The sequence below is a fragment of the Moorena sp. SIO4A1 genome, assembly GCF_010672065.1.
In the GTDB taxonomy this organism is placed as follows: Bacteria; Cyanobacteriota; Cyanobacteriia; order Cyanobacteriales; family Coleofasciculaceae; genus Moorena.
The window spans coordinates 30,895-48,300 of the sequence record NZ_JAAHHX010000024.1 but is presented as its reverse complement, the minus strand read 5'-3'; the positions used below and the strand labels follow the sequence as shown (position 1 = coordinate 48,300).

Annotated in this window: 17 protein-coding genes; 8 read left to right on the top strand and 9 right to left on the bottom strand. The window is 41.9% G+C overall.

The window, feature by feature from the left end:
- Positions 1-51 precede the first annotated feature (51 nt).
- Positions 52-3,360: a patatin-like protein gene (locus tag F6K53_RS17380; RefSeq protein ID WP_293068585.1), complete on the top strand. Its 3,309-nt coding sequence runs from the start codon at positions 52-54 to the stop codon at positions 3,358-3,360.
- Here F6K53_RS17380 and F6K53_RS17375 read toward each other — a convergent pair.
- The 4 genes from F6K53_RS17375 to F6K53_RS17360 form a co-directional block, all read right to left on the bottom strand.
- Entirely contained in the window at positions 3,357-3,512 is a 156-nt protein-coding gene (locus F6K53_RS17375) for a hypothetical protein (protein WP_293081432.1), read from the bottom strand. The two genes, F6K53_RS17380 and F6K53_RS17375, sit on opposite strands and share 4 nt — an antisense overlap.
- Positions 3,513-3,724: 212 nt before the next feature.
- Positions 3,725-4,132, bottom strand: coding sequence for a metalloregulator ArsR/SmtB family transcription factor (locus F6K53_RS17370; RefSeq protein ID WP_293068588.1), 408 nt, complete (start codon positions 4,130-4,132; stop codon positions 3,725-3,727).
- A 917-nt stretch (positions 4,133-5,049) separates the two neighbouring features.
- Positions 5,050-5,355 carry a hypothetical protein gene (locus F6K53_RS17365; RefSeq protein WP_293027385.1) on the bottom strand — a complete coding sequence of 102 codons (306 nt, stop codon included), beginning with the start codon at positions 5,353-5,355 and terminating at the stop codon, positions 5,050-5,052.
- 161 nt (positions 5,356-5,516) lie between these two features.
- Positions 5,517-6,020, bottom strand: a complete 504-nt coding sequence (locus F6K53_RS17360) for an RNase A-like domain-containing protein (RefSeq protein WP_293027387.1) — start codon at positions 6,018-6,020, stop codon at positions 5,517-5,519.
- A 190-nt stretch (positions 6,021-6,210) separates the two neighbouring features.
- Here F6K53_RS17360 and F6K53_RS17355 point away from each other — a divergent pair, with 190 nt between their 5' ends.
- Positions 6,211-6,594 carry a pentapeptide repeat-containing protein gene (locus F6K53_RS17355; protein WP_293027390.1) on the top strand — a complete coding sequence of 128 codons (384 nt, stop codon included), beginning with the start codon at positions 6,211-6,213 and terminating at the stop codon, positions 6,592-6,594.
- A gap of 9 nt (positions 6,595-6,603) precedes the next feature.
- The gene (locus F6K53_RS17350) at positions 6,604-7,785 is read left to right on the top strand and encodes an endonuclease/exonuclease/phosphatase family protein (RefSeq protein WP_293068593.1); all 1,182 of its coding nucleotides are present in this window, start codon (positions 6,604-6,606) and stop codon (positions 7,783-7,785) included.
- Here the strand turns inward: F6K53_RS17350 and F6K53_RS17345 are convergent.
- Positions 7,718-7,984 carry a hypothetical protein gene (locus F6K53_RS17345; RefSeq protein WP_293068596.1) on the bottom strand — a complete coding sequence of 89 codons (267 nt, stop codon included), beginning with the start codon at positions 7,982-7,984 and terminating at the stop codon, positions 7,718-7,720. The two genes, F6K53_RS17350 and F6K53_RS17345, sit on opposite strands and share 68 nt — an antisense overlap.
- Positions 7,985-8,094: 110 nt before the next feature.
- Here F6K53_RS17345 and F6K53_RS17340 point away from each other — a divergent pair, with 110 nt between their 5' ends.
- Positions 8,095-8,238 (top strand): hypothetical protein, encoded by a 144-nt coding sequence (locus F6K53_RS17340; protein ID WP_293041350.1) that lies wholly within the window; start codon positions 8,095-8,097, stop codon positions 8,236-8,238.
- Between the two features lie 434 nt (positions 8,239-8,672).
- Here F6K53_RS17340 and F6K53_RS17335 read toward each other — a convergent pair whose 3' ends face one another.
- Positions 8,673-9,245 (bottom strand): PEP-CTERM sorting domain-containing protein, encoded by a 573-nt coding sequence (locus tag F6K53_RS17335; RefSeq protein ID WP_293068598.1) that lies wholly within the window; start codon positions 9,243-9,245, stop codon positions 8,673-8,675.
- A 732-nt stretch (positions 9,246-9,977) separates the two neighbouring features.
- Between F6K53_RS17335 and F6K53_RS17330 the strand changes: the two genes are divergently transcribed.
- From F6K53_RS17330 to F6K53_RS17320, 3 genes are all read left to right on the top strand, one after another.
- Entirely contained in the window at positions 9,978-11,687 is a 1,710-nt protein-coding gene (locus tag F6K53_RS17330) for a GspE/PulE family protein (RefSeq protein ID WP_293068601.1), read from the top strand.
- A gap of 418 nt (positions 11,688-12,105) precedes the next feature.
- Positions 12,106-12,324 carry a hypothetical protein gene (locus F6K53_RS17325; RefSeq protein WP_293041359.1) on the top strand — a complete coding sequence of 73 codons (219 nt, stop codon included), beginning with the start codon at positions 12,106-12,108 and terminating at the stop codon, positions 12,322-12,324.
- A gap of 15 nt (positions 12,325-12,339) precedes the next feature.
- Complete coding sequence (locus F6K53_RS17320; RefSeq protein ID WP_293081428.1) at positions 12,340-13,407, top strand: adenosylhomocysteinase; 1,068 nt, start codon at positions 12,340-12,342, stop codon at positions 13,405-13,407.
- On the opposite strand, the gene F6K53_RS17315 is transcribed toward F6K53_RS17320, so the two are convergent.
- The 3 genes from F6K53_RS17315 to F6K53_RS17305 form a co-directional block, all read right to left on the bottom strand.
- Positions 13,331-13,540, bottom strand: coding sequence for a hypothetical protein (locus tag F6K53_RS17315; protein WP_293081425.1), 210 nt, complete (start codon positions 13,538-13,540; stop codon positions 13,331-13,333). The genes F6K53_RS17320 and F6K53_RS17315 overlap by 77 nt on opposite strands.
- A gap of 115 nt (positions 13,541-13,655) precedes the next feature.
- The gene (locus F6K53_RS17310) at positions 13,656-13,805 is read right to left on the bottom strand and encodes a hypothetical protein (RefSeq protein ID WP_293029632.1); all 150 of its coding nucleotides are present in this window, start codon (positions 13,803-13,805) and stop codon (positions 13,656-13,658) included.
- 627 nt (positions 13,806-14,432) lie between these two features.
- On the bottom strand, positions 14,433-15,455 hold the full coding sequence (locus tag F6K53_RS17305) for a glycosyltransferase (RefSeq protein ID WP_293072011.1): 1,023 nt from the start codon (positions 15,453-15,455) through the stop codon (positions 14,433-14,435).
- Positions 15,456-16,093: 638 nt separating this feature from the next.
- Here F6K53_RS17305 and F6K53_RS17300 point away from each other — a divergent pair.
- Positions 16,094-17,374, top strand: a complete 1,281-nt coding sequence (locus F6K53_RS17300; protein WP_293081423.1) for a transposase — start codon at positions 16,094-16,096, stop codon at positions 17,372-17,374.
- The last annotated feature ends 32 nt before the right edge of the window (positions 17,375-17,406 follow it).

Sequence of the window (17,406 nt, the reverse complement as noted above, 5' to 3'; positions counted from 1 at the left end):
CTATATTTAGCCAGTAATTAACGGTAACGTCCATAATTGGAGAGCCATATTATGTCTAGCCAAAACTTTCGCAAGCCAGAATTTAGCAGAGAACTGCGCTTAGGACTAGTGGTTTATGGTGGAGTCTCTCTAGCCATTTATATGAACGGTGTTTGCCGCGAATTTTATAATGCAGTTCGCGGTAGAGGTATCTATAAACTAGTTAAAGCTCTTACTGATTCTGATATTATTGTTGATATTCTCTCAGGCACGTCAGCAGGAGGAATTAATGGGGTTCTGCTTAGCTACGCTTTGACCAATAGTAGTCAGGATGAAGTTATAGATTTTGAAAACTTTGCCCAAATTTGGCGGGAAAATGGCAACATCCGCAAGCTCATGCATAAACCTAGCATTAGTCAAGGTAAAAATGATGGGGAATCTATTTTAGATGGCAAGGGCTACTATCAAGATGCACTAGCTAAAGCCTTTGAGCAAGGGCAGAGTAATAAAAAGAAAGCACCCTCCGACGAGTGGGTATCTTCGTTTAATGAATTAGATTTATTTGTGACAGGAACTGATGTTGTAGGACGGGTTGATACCGTTTTTGATGATACCGGACGGGTGATTGATCTTAAAGACCACCGCACTATCTTTCATCTCAAGCACCGTCAAGGTCGCAAAGAGCCCTTTAATCCCAATTTTAACCCAAACAATTCAACGGTTCAAGATACCTATCAAGCTCTGGCAAAACTGTGTCGTATTACATCGTGTTTTCCAGTTGCTTTCCCTGTGGTTACCGTTGAGTTAGATAATCCTAGCAATCAGGTCGATGCCAAGTTAGTAGAATGGGGAATCCTGAAGAATCGCAAGTTACCGGAAACCCCTCCAACGGGTGGGTATCAATTGCACTTTGTGGATGGAGGGGTGCTAGATAATCGGCCTTTCAGTTACACCATCAAAGAAATGTATTATCGTGCCGACTATTATCCAGTTGAGCGCAAGTTATTTTATATCGATCCCAGTCCAGATAATTTTGCTGGCAGCCAAAAGTTTAATCAGATGGCAAAGCCTGATGTCTGGGAGGTAATCCAGGAGTCGTTGTTAGGAATGCCGACCTATGAAAGTATTAGTAATGATTTGGGGTTAATCAAAGACCGTAACCATAAAATCCAGCGCTACCAGTCTCTGCTAGAAGATGCGGAATCCCCCTTATTTGCCAAGGCTGACAACTCCCAACAGAAAACCCTCCCAGTGGAGACGGGAATTTATTGGCGTAGTCGTCTGATTAGCTTACGCGATCGCACATTACCTCTAGTCTTGAGAATGTCTCAAGTCAGTAGCACCAAATCTTACCAAGAAACCTTAAACAAGCAAGTCCTTTTGGAGAAAATAGCTAAGCTACTGACCCAAGACATTACTGAACCGGAAAAACTGGAAAATCACGACATTATTCTCCAAGACCCTAGTCAACAGATTAGCAATATCGATATCGAATATGCCTTAAGGAAGCACTTCTATATCGTTAAAAAAGTTTGTCAGTTGATGAATCAGGAGCAATCATTATCTGAGTATAAAACCCTCCAATACCTAGCTTTAAGGCTAGGTCGTCATATTAAACTCCTAGAAGTCATTAAAATAGCATTAACTAAGCTGTTAACTCATCCCCATATTAGTCAATACTTCTATGACCTGATATCATCCTTTCAAACTAATCAAAGTTCCGAGTCTAAAGATAATCAACTGCATCCTACTCAGATTTATAACCGTCTAATTCGGTTATACCGTTTCTTGCTCGATGCTGAGGGGCTAGCAGAATTTGTACCACAAAACCATCAGCAATCTTATTTAGAAAAAGTCCCAGCCTATTTCTTGCAAAAATTACCAGAAGAAGCAGCAGAACAATTAGCCGCTAACTCTGAAACCCAGACAGTTGGAAAAACCACCATTGACTGGTTGCCCCAGCGGCGAATTTCCAGCATTTTTGAACAATTTAAGCAAAAAGTTAATCAAGTAGAGCAAGAACCAAATCAACTTCAAAAAATCTGGCATGCTGAAAAATTAAAAAATAACGATACGGAAAATAATGGAGAACAATACTCCTCCGTTTTGTGTAAGATAGAGGAAGCATCAGAGAAATTCATTGAACTAAGTGGGGTAAATCAGTCTGAAGAACTCTTGACTCGTTTTAAACGATTTCGAGAACTCGATAAAGTTCTGTATCCCTTTGAGTATCTATCTGAAATTGAGGAAAAAAATCTGATCGAGACGATTCGGATTAGTCCAGATGATGCTCAGCTGGGTTTTGGTAAAGGGCAAAAGTTAGATAGTAAACTGGCGGGAAATACCTTAAATGCTTTTGGCGGTTTCTTTAAGAAGTCGTGGCGTTCTAATGATATTATGTGGGGGCGCTTAGACGGATTAAACCGGATAGTTGAAGCTTTACTTACTCCTGAGGGGATTGCTAAGTTTCCTAAGTTTTTGAAACGACAAGCTCAAGAATATAACATTCCTGAAGCGGGAGAAGAATTTGATCAGTTTAAAGAACAGTACTTAGATTTTTTAATTCAAGAGTCTTTCCCTAACGCTACCGCTGATCACCAGGATAAAATTAAAGGTCATCTACGTAAGCTGGCGACTCCTAATCCAGATCTTTCTGAGGCTGATATCAAAACAATACTGGATGATTTAGTGTTGGAAGGACATCGTGATATTCTCAGCACTGACCTACAGAATGTGATTGAAGATGAAATTTCTGAACAACTAGAGTGGAGTAACCAGCGAGTTCAACCTGCTGCTCCTAACGATAGTCAAACCACAAATCTAACCACAAGTCTAACCACCAAACCCCAGTATAGTCTAGTTGAGGGTAGTTTTAGTGAAACGATTAGTCTACTAGCAGCTCAGGAATTAGCTAGGAAAAGCATTGACTCCTTACCCCAGGGTAAAGAAACGTTCTTTCTCAACCATTACCAGGTGGGTTCAGAGACATTCTCAAATGATATTCCCACTACTATCCTAACAAATCTCGCTACCCGAGCTGCCCTGATTGTGCGAGATATGCTGATCACTGTATTAAGCGATCGCACTCCAGGCTTCGGTAGTAGTTTGATCTATCAAGTCTTGAATAAATCCTTACAACTATTTTATTGGTGGCAACAGATTACCCAATCATCAGGGATTAAAAAGGGTGATGGTAGTCGCCAGAAGTTGATTTCCCTGGTAGTGCAAGTAGCCTTGTTGCTGATTGCTGTCCTGTCTGTGGTTATTATCATATATCGGTCATGGATATGGTTTGCGATCGCATTTCTGACTGGCCTGTTGTCTTGGCTTTTAGGGAATCCTTGGAAAGCTATAAAAGAACGATTAATTATCAAGGATTAATTATCAAGTATGTGTGCGTTGACGTAGCGATTCTCCTTTGGAGACACTACGTCAACCGATAGCTGTTTGCCCCATCTCCCGCTAACCATTTCGGGCAAAGCCCGACGCTGCGCGAACGGGTATACAGCGGTTTGCAATTCAATTAGGTACAAAGTTCTGGGTTTTTAGGGAGCAGGGACTGAGGCCGTGGGCCACGCGGGGCGCGTTCGGAGCAGGGAGCAGGTAAGAGGGAATAGGGAATAGGGAAAAAATTCAGTGTACTTGATAGTTATGCAAAGCGCCGTAACGGGAGGGGAATTGGAGTTGAATGATGGGCAATAGTTCGGGACTAATCACAATTACCAATTACCAATTACCAAGATCACTAAAAAGATTGCTGCATCGCTTTGAGTTGCTCTAGCTGTTGATGTTGTTGCTTTATTTGCAGTGACAGGGAATCACACACTAGCTCACATAGCTCAAAGATAAAGGGATTAGCTATTTGGTAAAAGACATTGATTCCTTGTTGATTGCGAGTGACAATCCCTGCTTTAGCCAGGATTTTTAAATGCTTGGATACATTGGCTTGACCTAAGCCTGTTTCTTCGATAATTTGACTAACATTTTTGGAGCCTGACTTCAGACAACAGATAATTTGCAAGCGACTTACTTCAGATAAGACTTTAAAGAAATCAGCGATCAGAGTCAAGGAAGTAGGGGATAACTGGGATATCTCACAGTCTGGAGGTTGCTCAGTCCTCAGAGATGATTTTGCCAAAGAACTTTTAAGCATAATAGATTGGCTGACAGTGGTAATCAGGGCTAGGCTTTATCTATTATATTATTATACGGTAGTTTTAGGGCTGATTGACTGACAAAACTCCTAAAACCCTTGATTTTATCTAAAACCATTACCAGGGTTGGGTTTCACTACTGATTTGCTCGCTTGTCTAACCACAAAACTTGGTCGAGCCAGCGAGCTTTGATAAACCGCTTCTGCAAATCCGATAGATCAATCGCATCAATCAACCCACCTATCTCTTCTTTAAATTTTTCCCGATAAGACCGTTTTTTTTACATGATTCACTCGTCCTGTTTACTTTAGAGGATGCCCCAGAACTATACCCCACTGTTATGGAAAAAAACACCTTGACAATGGCTAGATATAGCACTAGGCATTAAGGTGTTTGACATTGAGAAAAGCTGAAAAGCACTTTTAGTAAACTTTTAGGTGCGACCCGTGGCGAATTTAATTCGCCAAGGTCAAGCGCACCTTTGCCTTTTGCCTTTAGCATGCATGGCTTTTGCCTTGCGCGTAGCGCTATACATGTATGGATTGTGTTTGGGGATTCATCACCCCAGTTATAACCGGGAATTAAGACAACGTGGGTAAGGAGAAATTCTCAAGTTTCGAGTATAGTTTAATCGGGGAAATAATACCCTTTTTTTCATAGTGGTCATGGGAATTTGGCGGAAGCGAGCCAAGCAGCGCACTACCTCACAGGCTAGAAGCCTGTGCCACGCTACTTGAGGTGCTACCAGCTTAAGCGCTACGCGCACGCTACGCGAACAGCTAAAGTCTAGCGGTTTTTATCCTAATGAGGTACACATAATTTTTGTCCTGTTCCCTCTTCTGATTTCCCTGTTCGCTGTTCCCTATTCCCTAAAACCAGAAACTCTGTACCTCACCACATTAAAAGCCGCTAGACTTTACTCTCCTCCGGATACTTTATCAAGGCAACTTTCCAACAGGTCGAGCATTTCTGTTAGCCATTTTCTAGCACTTTCTTCAGTTTCAAAATAGCGATTGGCATAGTCACCCACATCTTTCCAGGGAAAGGAGCGAGAAGCCAAAGCAACCCTTCCTTCGGTAATTATGGTACGATGCCACTTGGCAAGTTCTGGATTGTTGCAGCCAAGAACTACCTCTTCATCACTTTTACCTTCAAAATCAGCTTCAGCAAACTCCCCAGCAAGAAAACTGTAGAGATTTTCGTAGTTAGGTTTTTGGCTCATGGGTAGATTTTTAGTGTATATTTAATTGCTAATGTTGAGTAATGACTAAATATTAGATAATTAGAGACTGAAGATTCAATAAATACAAGATATTATAGTTTAAGCAAGGGTCAGTCTAAACTATAATATCTACACTATAAAATCTACAATCCCCTGAGCAGTTATCTAGCGGGATATGACGTAAGAAGTAAGCAATCTCCCTTTGCTGTTTTTTCCATAACCACACGCAACTTCCTACTATTAGAAATATTGCTCAGAGAAGCAGGACGGCTAGCCACACGACCAACTACGTCCCTAGCCCTATAGTTAACAGCTCGCTTCTCACCTATACCAGCATCAAGAACCCAACTATTTAATCTATTCCGGTTGGCTCTCAAAGCAGCTTTAATATTAGTGGCAGCAGTTTCCAAATCGGGATAGGTGCTAGCTGCGCTGATTCTGGGAGCATTAATTAATCGGTCTACTAGTTGTTGATCACTTTTACCAACATGGCGATCAATGGTGTGACCACCAAGGTACTCCTGTCGTTGTAACCAGTCGGAGGTAAAATTACTCGGCACGCATTGCGCAGAAGCTGATTGACTCACGCAGAAACCCTGTACAACAGTCAAAACAGCCAAGAATCCAGCACTCTTGGCTAGGGATTTTTTCCAATGGGTAAGCATTTTATAATCTTTGTTTTTACCTACTATTCCCAGCAGCTTTTTAATTGTAACATCCTGAGCGACTGCATCAAGACAATGAAAGGAGGGTGAATTGGCGACTGACTGTATCAGGGATGAGCTGATTGCCCTCAAAGCTGTATAGAGTAAAATTTTGATAATTATTATATACTAATTTTGGTCAAGTCAACCGATGTCTGATCAAGAAATTCGGCCAGAAGCGCAACCGTTAATCGATCGCTGTATAGATGGGAAAACTAAGGACTTTTTGGAGATAGGGAGAATTGCTGGTCTTAATACAACATCCGATTGTGCAGGCGCTGATCTCAGCGGTGCTAATTTGAGTAATGTTAACCTCAGCAGTGTCAATTTGAGTGGTGCTAACCTTAGCCTTGCTAAACTCAACGGGGCTAATTTATATGGTGCTAATTTATTGGGAGCTAACTTGTTCCGTACTGACCTGAATGATGCTAATCTTAGTGATGCTAATCTTAGTGATGCTAATCTCAGCGAGGCTATCCTCAGTCGTGCTATTCTCAGCAGTACCAATCTCAGTTCAAATAAAAATACTATATAAGTTCTGATTATGTCTGAATTTACTCCAGAAGAATGGGGAAAAATCCGAGAAACTTTGGCTGACGATCCCACTAAGTATGGATTGCCTAAACGGGAATATGGCTCGGTGGTGTTGGGGTCATTTAATATCAGAAAACTGGGGAGGGTAACTAACCGCAGTCCTGAAACCTGGGATTTTTTGGCTCATGTGTGTAAGCACTTTGATTTGCTGGCTATCCAAGAAATTATGGATAACCTGAATGGTTTCCAGGAGTTGAAGGGGCGGATGGGGTCAGAGTTTGGTACGATTGTGTCTGATCGAACTGGGGTGTTTCCTAATGAACCAGGATTAGGGGAAAGACTGGGATTTATATATAATTGGTCGATGGTTCAGCGGGGTGAAGTGGTCTCAGATATTTCTTTTGACCGTACTAAGGTGTTAGAAACCTTGGCTCGTAACTATGATCAGATCAATCAGGCTATCTTACCCTATGTGGACTATCTAAAAGAACTGGATCAGTGGAACTCAAATCAGTTAGGAAAACGCCCTCAGAAGCCGAATGTTAAGATGCCAGTGTTTCTAACCTTTGCTCGCCAACCGTTCTGTGTCAGCTTTAGAATTGTTGGTCATCCTGGTACTAACCCCTATGAGTTTATGGCGGTTAATGCTCATCTGTATTTTGGTAACTATATCTCAGATCGCCGTCAGGAATTTGATGCACTGATGGCATGGATATTAGGACGGTTTATCGAACATGATCGAGCGTATTATCCCAATTTTATCTTATTAGGAGATCTGAATTTAGATTTTGATAATCCTACTACAGACCGTGACCGGATTGAAAAGCATATCAAGATGTTTAATGCTAAGGTAAAAGGGGAAGCAAATGTTAATTTTCCGTTCTTAGACCCCCATCCAAAGACAAAGCAATTCTTGCGCACCAATGCTAGATTTACGGAAACTTTTGACCAAATTGGTTTGTTTAATTGGGATCAGCGTCTTCCTAATTATAAGGAAAATTCCTCTATGGGGGAAAACCCACGAGGACCGGATTATGGTGTCTTTAATTTTGTTGAATTGTTTAGTGATGCGTTGTACAACCGAGGGGTTAGTGAGTTATCACTATCCGAGAAGAAGGCATTTTTTAGACGGTTTGAACATGAGGTAAGTGACCATTTACCGTTGTGGTTACGACTGCCTTTGCCGGATTGAGGTTGCTGATCATTTCGCTAGTTTGCTTAATCAATGCTTTTAAACAGCAGATTTTATCTTCGGCAAACTGCCCTTTGGTGAGTTCAGGAGTAATGTTAATGGCAAAATCAACAATATGACTAGGGATTTCTGGGGGTAAATTACCAACTAGGTCACGATTGTCTATCAGTGAATCCCGTCTGTTGTTATGGTAGGTCATGATTATTGATACGATTCTTAGTTTGTGTTACTAAGCTAATTAATAGTTAACTATAGTAAAACCGTATTTTTAACTAAGTTAGGGAACGGGGATTGGGGAAGTTTTAGGAAATGGGGAGATGGGGAGATAGGGAGATGGGGAGATGGGGAGATGGGGAGATAGGGAGATGGGGAGATGGGGAGATGGAGGAAATTTTGATGAGGAAGATGACTAGAAATTTGCCATTATTCTGGCGTTGCTTAGAGGATATCTGAAAAGTTTTTTGATACTGAATTTTGCCCCCCTAGCCCCCCAAATTTGGGGGGAACAAGAATCAATTTGATGGTAAAAGTCCCCCAAAATTGGGGGACCCACGGGGGCTTGGATGTAGTAAATGAGACTTCTCAGACAACCTCTTAATAATGGAATGATTTTAAGAGTAGGTGCGCTTTCCAATGGGTGAGTAAATCGCCCTTGGGTCGCACCTGTGGAATGGGCATCAGGCGTGGAACTGGCATCTTGCCAGTTTCAATATATTTTCGGGCAGGCAGGATGCCCACCCCACTCATATTCATTCTTTGATTCAGCAATGCCATTATTCTAGCTATTAAGGGTTGAGTATTAACGGTCAACTGTCAATACTCAACCTTTAACACTCAACCGTCAACGTTCAACACTCAACGTTCAACTTTCAACTCTCAAAACTCTTCTAAGCCTTTTGAGAGGATCCCTTCTTTTTACCCAGCAGCAAGCTAGCACCGAGGACACTTAACCCTAAAATAGTAGCAGGCTCGGGCACTTTACCCGCTTTAGTGTAGGTGACACTACCGTCTCCAGAACCGATGAATAAATCACCATAGGTAAAGAAGTCGCCTCCTATGCGGTCATCGTCTTGGTCACGGATTTCAAAGGGAAAATCGAAAACGAAGAAATTGGGAGCAAAATTCAATCCCAAAAGCTCTCCATCCTGAAAATCAACGTAGGGACCTACAGGAAACAAGAAATCATCTTCTTCAGTGTAGGTGACACCATTAAAGTCGAAGACTACCGATAGGTCATCGTTTCGAGAGTTGAATCTTTCAAATCCGCTGTCAAATTGGAAGGTGTCATCATAGGTAAAATACCCCTGATAAGAGTTGCCAGCTAAATTCCCTGTCTCTACATCTACGGTAAAATCATACTTGATAGTTGCAGCAGAGACGGGTTGGGTTGGCATTACAGCTAGACCCAAAGCCACACTAGCGGCTGCCAAAACCCCTGATTTATGGAAGATATCAGCCATTATAAAATTCTCCTTGTTTCAACCTGGTAGAGCGTCTTGAATCAAGCGCTAGTCTTTTAAAACTCTATTAATCTCTCTTTAGATAAAGAGGTTAATATTAGTTTAATTGTGAACAAATTCATGATTAGTTTAAGAGCTGACAGTATACTTTCACAAAAAATTGAGATACTAGTAATTCATTAACCACTTCTTAACGTAAAATTAACGTTTTGTTGGACTTACTTTCATGATTTACTCCTAGACTATTTAGCGCGCTATCCAACAACCTTGGACAACACTGTGTGTTTACCGTCGCTGCCAATGGCGACCTATTCCTCTGTGAAGATGGTTCAGCAAACCCAATTCATCGTCATAGTTACTCAGGAAGGTCAGCTCTACAAGTTCGGTGCTAACGCCCTCAATAAGCATTAGTTTGGTGGAGCCTGGGTATCGCCAGACTGTTGTTACTTGTTTGTCAATGTTTAGAAAGGCTATATAATCATTGTAAAAAACTAGGTAAGTCTATTTAGCTAAGCCTAGGTTTTGTGAAAGGAAAAAGGTAACGTTATATATAAAGATTAGATAAAGATTTATAGTATTACCTTGATCTATCACTCCAATATCAACCAAGCGTAATACCAATTAATCAAAAACTGCTATAGTCAATAAGCACCCAGGTATTTGGGATAATTAAAACTGGAAATTAATCTACAAAAACTGTTTAATTTAGTTTAATATAGTGGGGGGTAAATCATGCAAACGGGCGTTAGAACTTCATCGGCTTGGAGGAAGTTGATAAAAGGTGAAATTAACTGTGAAACAGCCCTTAAACTGTTGGTTAACCCACAAGGAGAACTAAACGTTAACCTACTGGATCGGGAAGTCAGTTCCCGGTTCTTTAAGCCATTCCCCAATCGCCAAGATTTACCCCCGGTGATTCCGCTGCTACTGTGGCGCAACTGTTATTACCTGGGTACCCCAGTCCAGTTATCCCCAGAGCAGATCAAAACATTAAGCGATCGCACTTTCAGCCAAATCAAAATTATTCCCATTGCACCCAAAAGTTACAAGCGATGGTACCACAGGGAAAACAATAATGCCAAATCTATCAGTTCGGTCGCCTTTGTCAATCCCCTTACTGGTGAGGTGGAACAAGAAGACATTACCGAAACCACAGAATTGTATCTTTCCCAAGCGGCTGACCAGATTGAGCGGATTAAAACCATTATCTCTGGAGCTCTGCGTAACCGCGCCAGTGATATTCACCTGGAACCGATGACTGATGGCTTAAGAGTCCGCTATCGCATTGACGGGATTCTTAGGGATATAACTACCTTACCGTCAGACTTGGGACGAGCAGTGGTGGTTGCTCTCAAAGTCATGTCTGATATGGACATTGCTGAAAGCCGCCGTCCTCAAGATGGTCGGATTGGGGAAAACTATGCTACTGGGGAGGAGGCAGAACTTGGGTTAGATCTGCGGGTGAGTACCCTCCCTTGTGTGGGGGGAGAGAAAGCAGTGATTCGCTTATTACCAAGAGAAAACCCCTTTTCTGGCTTGGAAGAGTTAGGCTTTTCTGACGAAGAGCTTAAAATCTATAAAGGTTGGTTGCAGCAACCCCAAGGAATGGTTATTATCACCGGTCCGACTGGTTCTGGTAAAACTAGTACGCTATATAATTCCCTGCAAGGGTTAGCCACAGAACATGTGAATGTAGTAACGGTGGAAGACCCAGTGGAGTATGTCTTACCTCGGATTACCCAGACCCAAGTGAATGAGGCAGCGGGGATGACCTTTGCGGCAGGGATGAGGGCAATTTTACGCCAAGACCCGGACATCATTATGGTGGGGGAAATTCGGGATGCTGAAACCGCTGAAACAGGGATTCGAGCTGCTTTGACCGGTCACTTAGTATTGACCACTCTCCACACCAATGATGCAGTTAGTGCTATTCCTCGTATTAAAGATATTGGTCCGGAACCGGGTTTAATCAGTGATGCCCTATTGGGAATAGTGGCACAGCGTTTGGTGCGCAAAGTATGTCCCCACTGTCAAGAACCTTATACCCCGACTTCTGAGGATTTGCGGAAGCTGAGTTTGAGGCCAGAGGAAGCTAATCTCAAAGGTTGGCGCAAAGGAAAGGGTTGCGCCAAGTGCTACAATTCCGGCTATTTAGGACGGGAAGCTATTGTGGAGTTACTGGATGTAGATGATACCGTACGCCAGTTGATTTATGAGGGAACTATGACTCAGTTGCACCGTTACCTGGATAAAATCAGTTTTTATTCCTTCCGGAAGGCAGCGATTGAAAAGGTAACCAAAGGGGTAACCACCCTAACCGAAATCTTACGAGTTCTACCCCACAGTGCTTTGTCCTGTAAGTCTCACGGTCAATTGGATAAGCCAAGAGCTGCTAAAGTGAAATCCCTAGATAAGATGGCTCCAAATAGGAGATACGGTTGATTGGCAACATTGCTGGGTAGGGAGTAGGGAAAGAGAGGGAAGTGTGGGAGGTGTGGGAGGTGTGGGAGGTGTGGGGAGATGGGGAGATGGGGAGATGGGGAGATGGGGAGTCAGAACCCAAACCACTCGGGCTTTGTATCAAGACAGGGGTTGTGAAAATTGAATGTACTTCATTAATATGAGCACCGCCATACCAATAGCAAAAGATCTGCTGTAGGACTTACGCAAAAGTGCAAAAGTCCTGAATGTGCGAATATAAACAAGGATATTGAATTTTTCTGCCATGGTGCCAGTGGGCAGATTGTCTAGCTAAACCACACTGCTCAACCCATTGAATTGGTGGGATTCACCATTATCGAGAGAGTCAATTAAGGTAGTTGCATATTACTGGGGGAACTAATCATAAGAGATTTCTACTGTGAAAGTAGAGACCGTTGGAAATCCGCAGATAATGTTTGACTTAACCTTTACTCGTAATTTAAGCGCTACACTAATTGTTGTGACTCTGCTTAGCGTGAGTTTATCTACCGTGCGTCATCATCCCCAAACCATGACGAAACAAAAACGATTCACTCCAATTGGAAACGCGATGAGAATGGGTTTAGTCATCAAGGGTCAACAACTTCGCTACCGTTAATTGGGTGTATCATAAATGATTAATTTTAAGGTCTTTGAACAAGCACGGCAAAAACATCCCCGCTCTGAAGCTATGCCATTTATGGCTGAGCTGAGACAACAGATGCGTTCCCATCAGCCTTATCAAGGATTAAGACTATTACATCATATCCACTTGACCATAGAAACTGTCTTTAAAGTTGAACCTTTGCTGTTGGCTGGTGCTGAGCTTACCGTGTCTTGCCCTAATTTTATCAAGCCTAACCCAGAAGCGGTGGAAATTTTACTCAGTGCTAATGTTGAGGTTAATCTTGAAGGTAATTTTGAGGATAACTATGATATTTGTTTAGATCTTTATGGAGAGTTACCCACACTAATCACCCCTAGCCAGGGAGTGGTAGAGCTAACTAAACTCGATAACGATATCTATCAATCCTTAGATATTCCCTATCCCTTAATTTCTGTGGATGACAGTTCCTTAAAAAATATCGAAACGTTCTATGGCACTAGTAAGGCATTTGTCAAAGCCTTCCACCAGTTAACCAACGAGTCATTAGTGGATAAAAAATTAATAATTTTTGGTTGTGGAAAAGTTGGAAAAGGACTCGTTAATGAATTATTAGGCTTAACCAAGGAGCTGGTGGTTGTCGAGAAAAATCCTAAGATTTTGGAACAGCTGAAAGCTAGAGGAATCAAAGGGTTACAAGCTGACGACCTGGATGGCATTAGGGCAGCACTCAAGGAGGCTTTTTGTGTTGTAACCTGTACGGGAGTTAATGGAGTACTTTCTAAGGAGTATGACTTAGACAAGGAAGATTTTAGTGGTAAGTATCTTGCCAACATTGGCGCAGAAGATGAATTTGGTGATAACTTCTCAGAGGCAGAAGTGCTTTTCAAAAAAGCTCCGATCAATTTTTCCTTAGCAGAACCTACTCCAGTTCAGACTCTCGATCCAGTGTTCTATGCCCATAACATAGCGATTGACTTAATTTTATCGAATAAATTGGAACCCGGTTACCATTCATTCCCTAGTCATCTTGCCCAGGAAATAATAGAGAAATGGGGAAACTATCATGATCAAGATATAGCCTTTTTAAGGGAGTAGGGAGTAGGGAGTAGGGAGTAGGGAGTAGGGAGTAGGGAGTAGGGAGTAGGGAGTAGGGAGTAGGGAGTAGGGAGTAGGGAGTAGGGAGTAGGGAGTAGGGAGTAGGGAGTAGCGGATCTGGGAACGTAAGCATTCAGCTGACGGCACCTCAAGTAGCGTGAGCTTTTAGCTCACGGCTGACGGCACCTCAAGCAGCGTGCGCGTAGCGCATATGCTTACCTATAGTCTTTTAAAAATTAATCCCGCCATCACCAGTTGCGATAATGTTCATAGTCCCAACAGTCTCCCTGTTCCCAAGCTCTTCCCGTTGCTTGACAGTTGTAGGAGTCATTAATCCAAGGAATACTGGTTGGGTGGGCGGCCAAAAATTTATTTTTAACAATAAATAAAGTTATCATTTTTATTAGGTGTTGTTGTCTGAATTATATCTTTGATAAATCAAGCTGATGGGAATAATCCAAATAGGTAAAATTTAATACTTAAAAATGAAAACTTCAAGACTAAGCTTGAAGTCAGGTTAATCACTAAGATTTTTTTTTGGTTAATTGGATTTTTCAAAATCCGCTCACCGTGAAGCTGATAAATATATTTATAAACCATAAATAAGAGTTTAGGTTTTTTTCGGGGAAATCAGCGTAGCAATTATCGGTTTGCCAACAGGTTTGCGTTAATGTATAACTTCTGTATGTTATGTATAACTTTTGTTGACGTTTGACCCTTGAAAGTAATCACCATAAGCATTTCAGTGATTCCACCTACAGATGATGGCAAAATGGCAAAATTGTGAAATGGAGAGATGGGAAGATGAGATTTAGTGGGTCATTACTATGTAGCAAGATTTTTCGCAATTGCTACAAAGCTGATACACATTTAACTAGCACAATATAAGCAATTGATATAATGTCCAGGAGCATCAGTTGCTCATGGGTAATAGTTAAGTAGTAATAGTTAAGTAGTAATAGTTAAGTAGAATTACTCCCGAGCCATGACCCATGACCCATTACCAACTGATGCAGTAGTTTCAGTTAGTACAAGCTAGACCCACCTACCAACATCGTCTCTCTAGCCTGAGCCATCACCCATTGCATCAACTCCTGCCACTCCGGTGACTTCCCCAACCCATCAGCATCAAACTCCCCGCCCCAATTCCTGGAAAACTCGGCAAAATTCTCTGCCCAATGTACTACTGTCTCCATCGGTAAATAAGGACTATAGCCCCAAGCCTGTTGTAAATACTTGATCATTTCCCTGGGATGTCCTGTATTATATAAATACCAAGCAATCCATACTAGGGTTCCATAGCGCACCTGATTTTCTAATAGACGGACTGCTTGTGGTAAATCAGTCTGTTGGAAGAAGTTGTCAATGGCTGCCGACAGGGAGCGAGCTTGAGGCAATCCTTTGTGCATAGCACTTTGGTGATGCTGCCGATAGCCTACGGTTACCTGACGCAACCAAGCGGCAGGACAACCCTTGAGGGCTAACCGTAACACTATTTCTGTATCTTCAGCGGGTGGAAACCTGGGGTCAAACCCGCCAACGGACTCTAGCCAATGGCGACTGAACATCATCGCACTAGGCAGAACTGGCTTCCACAGTAGCCAACTTTCTAAGTTTAATTCTGGTACTTTCTCCCATGGACGCACTGTCATCAGTAGCTTACCCTGGGAATCGACACGATACCAACCACTATGGACAATTCCCAGATGGGGTTGTGCTTCAAAAACTGCTAACTGGGCAGCTAACTTACCTGGCAGGAAAAAGTCATCGGCATCGAGGAATGCGACAAATTCACCCAAGGCTAATTTAATGCCATGGTTGCGGGCAAGGGAGACTCCTTGGTTTTCTTGATAAATGTAACGAATGCGTCCGCTATAGGGTTGCAACACTGATCGAGTCTGGTCTGTTGAACCATCATCAATTACCACTACCTCATAGGAACAGGCTTCTTGATTCAGCACACTTTCCACTGCTTCAGTAATATAGCGATCGCAATTATAGGCGGGAATAATTACACTGACTTGTGGTATCATTTCATACCCTCCCATCACCCCATTGAGCACTGCTATAGCTTTATATAGCAAAGGGAACAGGGAACAGGGAACAGGGAACAGGGAACAGGGAACAGGGAACTTCGGGACAAAAATTCTCAGAATTCCTACACTGATCCCTATAGTTATTAGCCATTTTTATGAAACAGATATGAAGATTTAATGATCACAATGTAAAAAGTTTGCAAAAGAAGTTTGTTTATAAAAAAAATATAGCGAAATAGTATTATGTAAAATAACAACAAAAAATTCTAAAACTGTGAAAATTAACTTTTTTTGTTTCCTGCTATATACTGGTCTAGGTAATCTCGTAGTGTAGGTAATGAGTAATAGGGAATGACAACTAAAAAATTCCTAATAACCAGTTAGCAATTTAGTGTTATTTGTTACGGTTATCTGAACTCGTTTTAACTAGACGTTAATAATCACAACTCTAACGGCTGAAAACCGCGATGCTGGCTGAACGCGGGGGACAGTTCAACTATCCATCAAAAACTCCAAGGGGACTCCCGTTATACCAGTAGGGTTAGCGGGAGACGGGGCGTATAAAGTGCGGACGCAGGTGACCCACACAGCCCCTTGGAAATTGGAGACTAGATTACTTGCACTTTTTAAATATTTCCTCTAGAATAACTATGTTGTTAGCGGAGGACTGGATGCTAACTCAAGTTAATAACCTGCGTTTAGACGAACAGCAGATATTAGCTCTCAAGCAGATGTGTCACTTGAGCAAGAACATGTTCAACGTGGGACTCTACAATGTCCGTCAGTATTTCTTTCAAGAACGTAAACATTTGCGATACGAAAGGAATTATTATCATTCCAAAGAAAATGATAATTATAAACTGTTGCCGACGGATATTGCGCAACAAACATTGAAGATTGTTGATAGGTCTTTCAAGTCTTTCTTCGGGTTGTTAAAGCTTAAGTCTAGTGGAGGGTATCAGGAAAAGATTAGACTTCCACAGTACCTCCCAAAAGATGGACATTTTCTCTTAGTTATCCCGATCAGGAAGCGTGACTGGGAAAAATTACCAGGAAAAGACTGGCTGTTCACTGTTCCAATGTCTTGTAAATTCAAACGAGAGCATGGGGCAGTTCAGTTTGCTGTTCCTGAAAGACTTAGAACTAAAACAGTCAAAGAAATCCGTATTATCCCTAAGTATGGGGCAAGATACTTTGATGTTTGTTATTGTTACGAGGATGAATCTGAAGAACAGGTCGAACAGACTGGCGAAATCTTAGGTATCGACTTAGGACTTGAGAATTTTGCCACATGTGTCAGTACTACTCAAAAGTCGTTCATTATTGATGGTAAGCGAATAAAGTCTGACAATCAGTACAATAAACGCAACTCCAAACTTCAGTCTATCAAAGACTTACAAGGCATTAAAGCCTTGACGAATCGACAGGCTAAGTTACTAAGAAAGCGGAATCACAAAGTCAGAGATTTCACTAACAAAGCAGCTCGGTATGTTGTAGATTGGTGCAGAAATAATAAGATCAGCAAGATTGTTATTGGTTACAACCCCGACCTAAAACAAAAGGTCAATCTAGGGAAACGAAACAATCAAAAGTTCACCCAGATTCCGATATATACATTCAAGGACAAGCTGGAAAGCCTCTGTCAACGATATGGCATCGAAATGATCGAACAGGAAGAATCTTACACCAGTAAAGCATCTAGCTTGGATAAAGATGAATTGCCTGTGTGGAATGCTGACAACCCAAAATCCTACAAGTTCAGTGGTAAGAGAATCAAACGTGGATTATACCGAACTAGCAAAGGTTGGTTGATTAACGCTGATTGCAACGGAGCGCTAAATATAATTCGCAAGCACACAAGTAACCCCAATGATTGTATCGGAGGGTTTAGAGGTTGTTTGGCTCAACCAGTAAGAGTTTTATGCTCTTAAGAATCCCCCGCTATAATCGTCCGGCTTAGCCG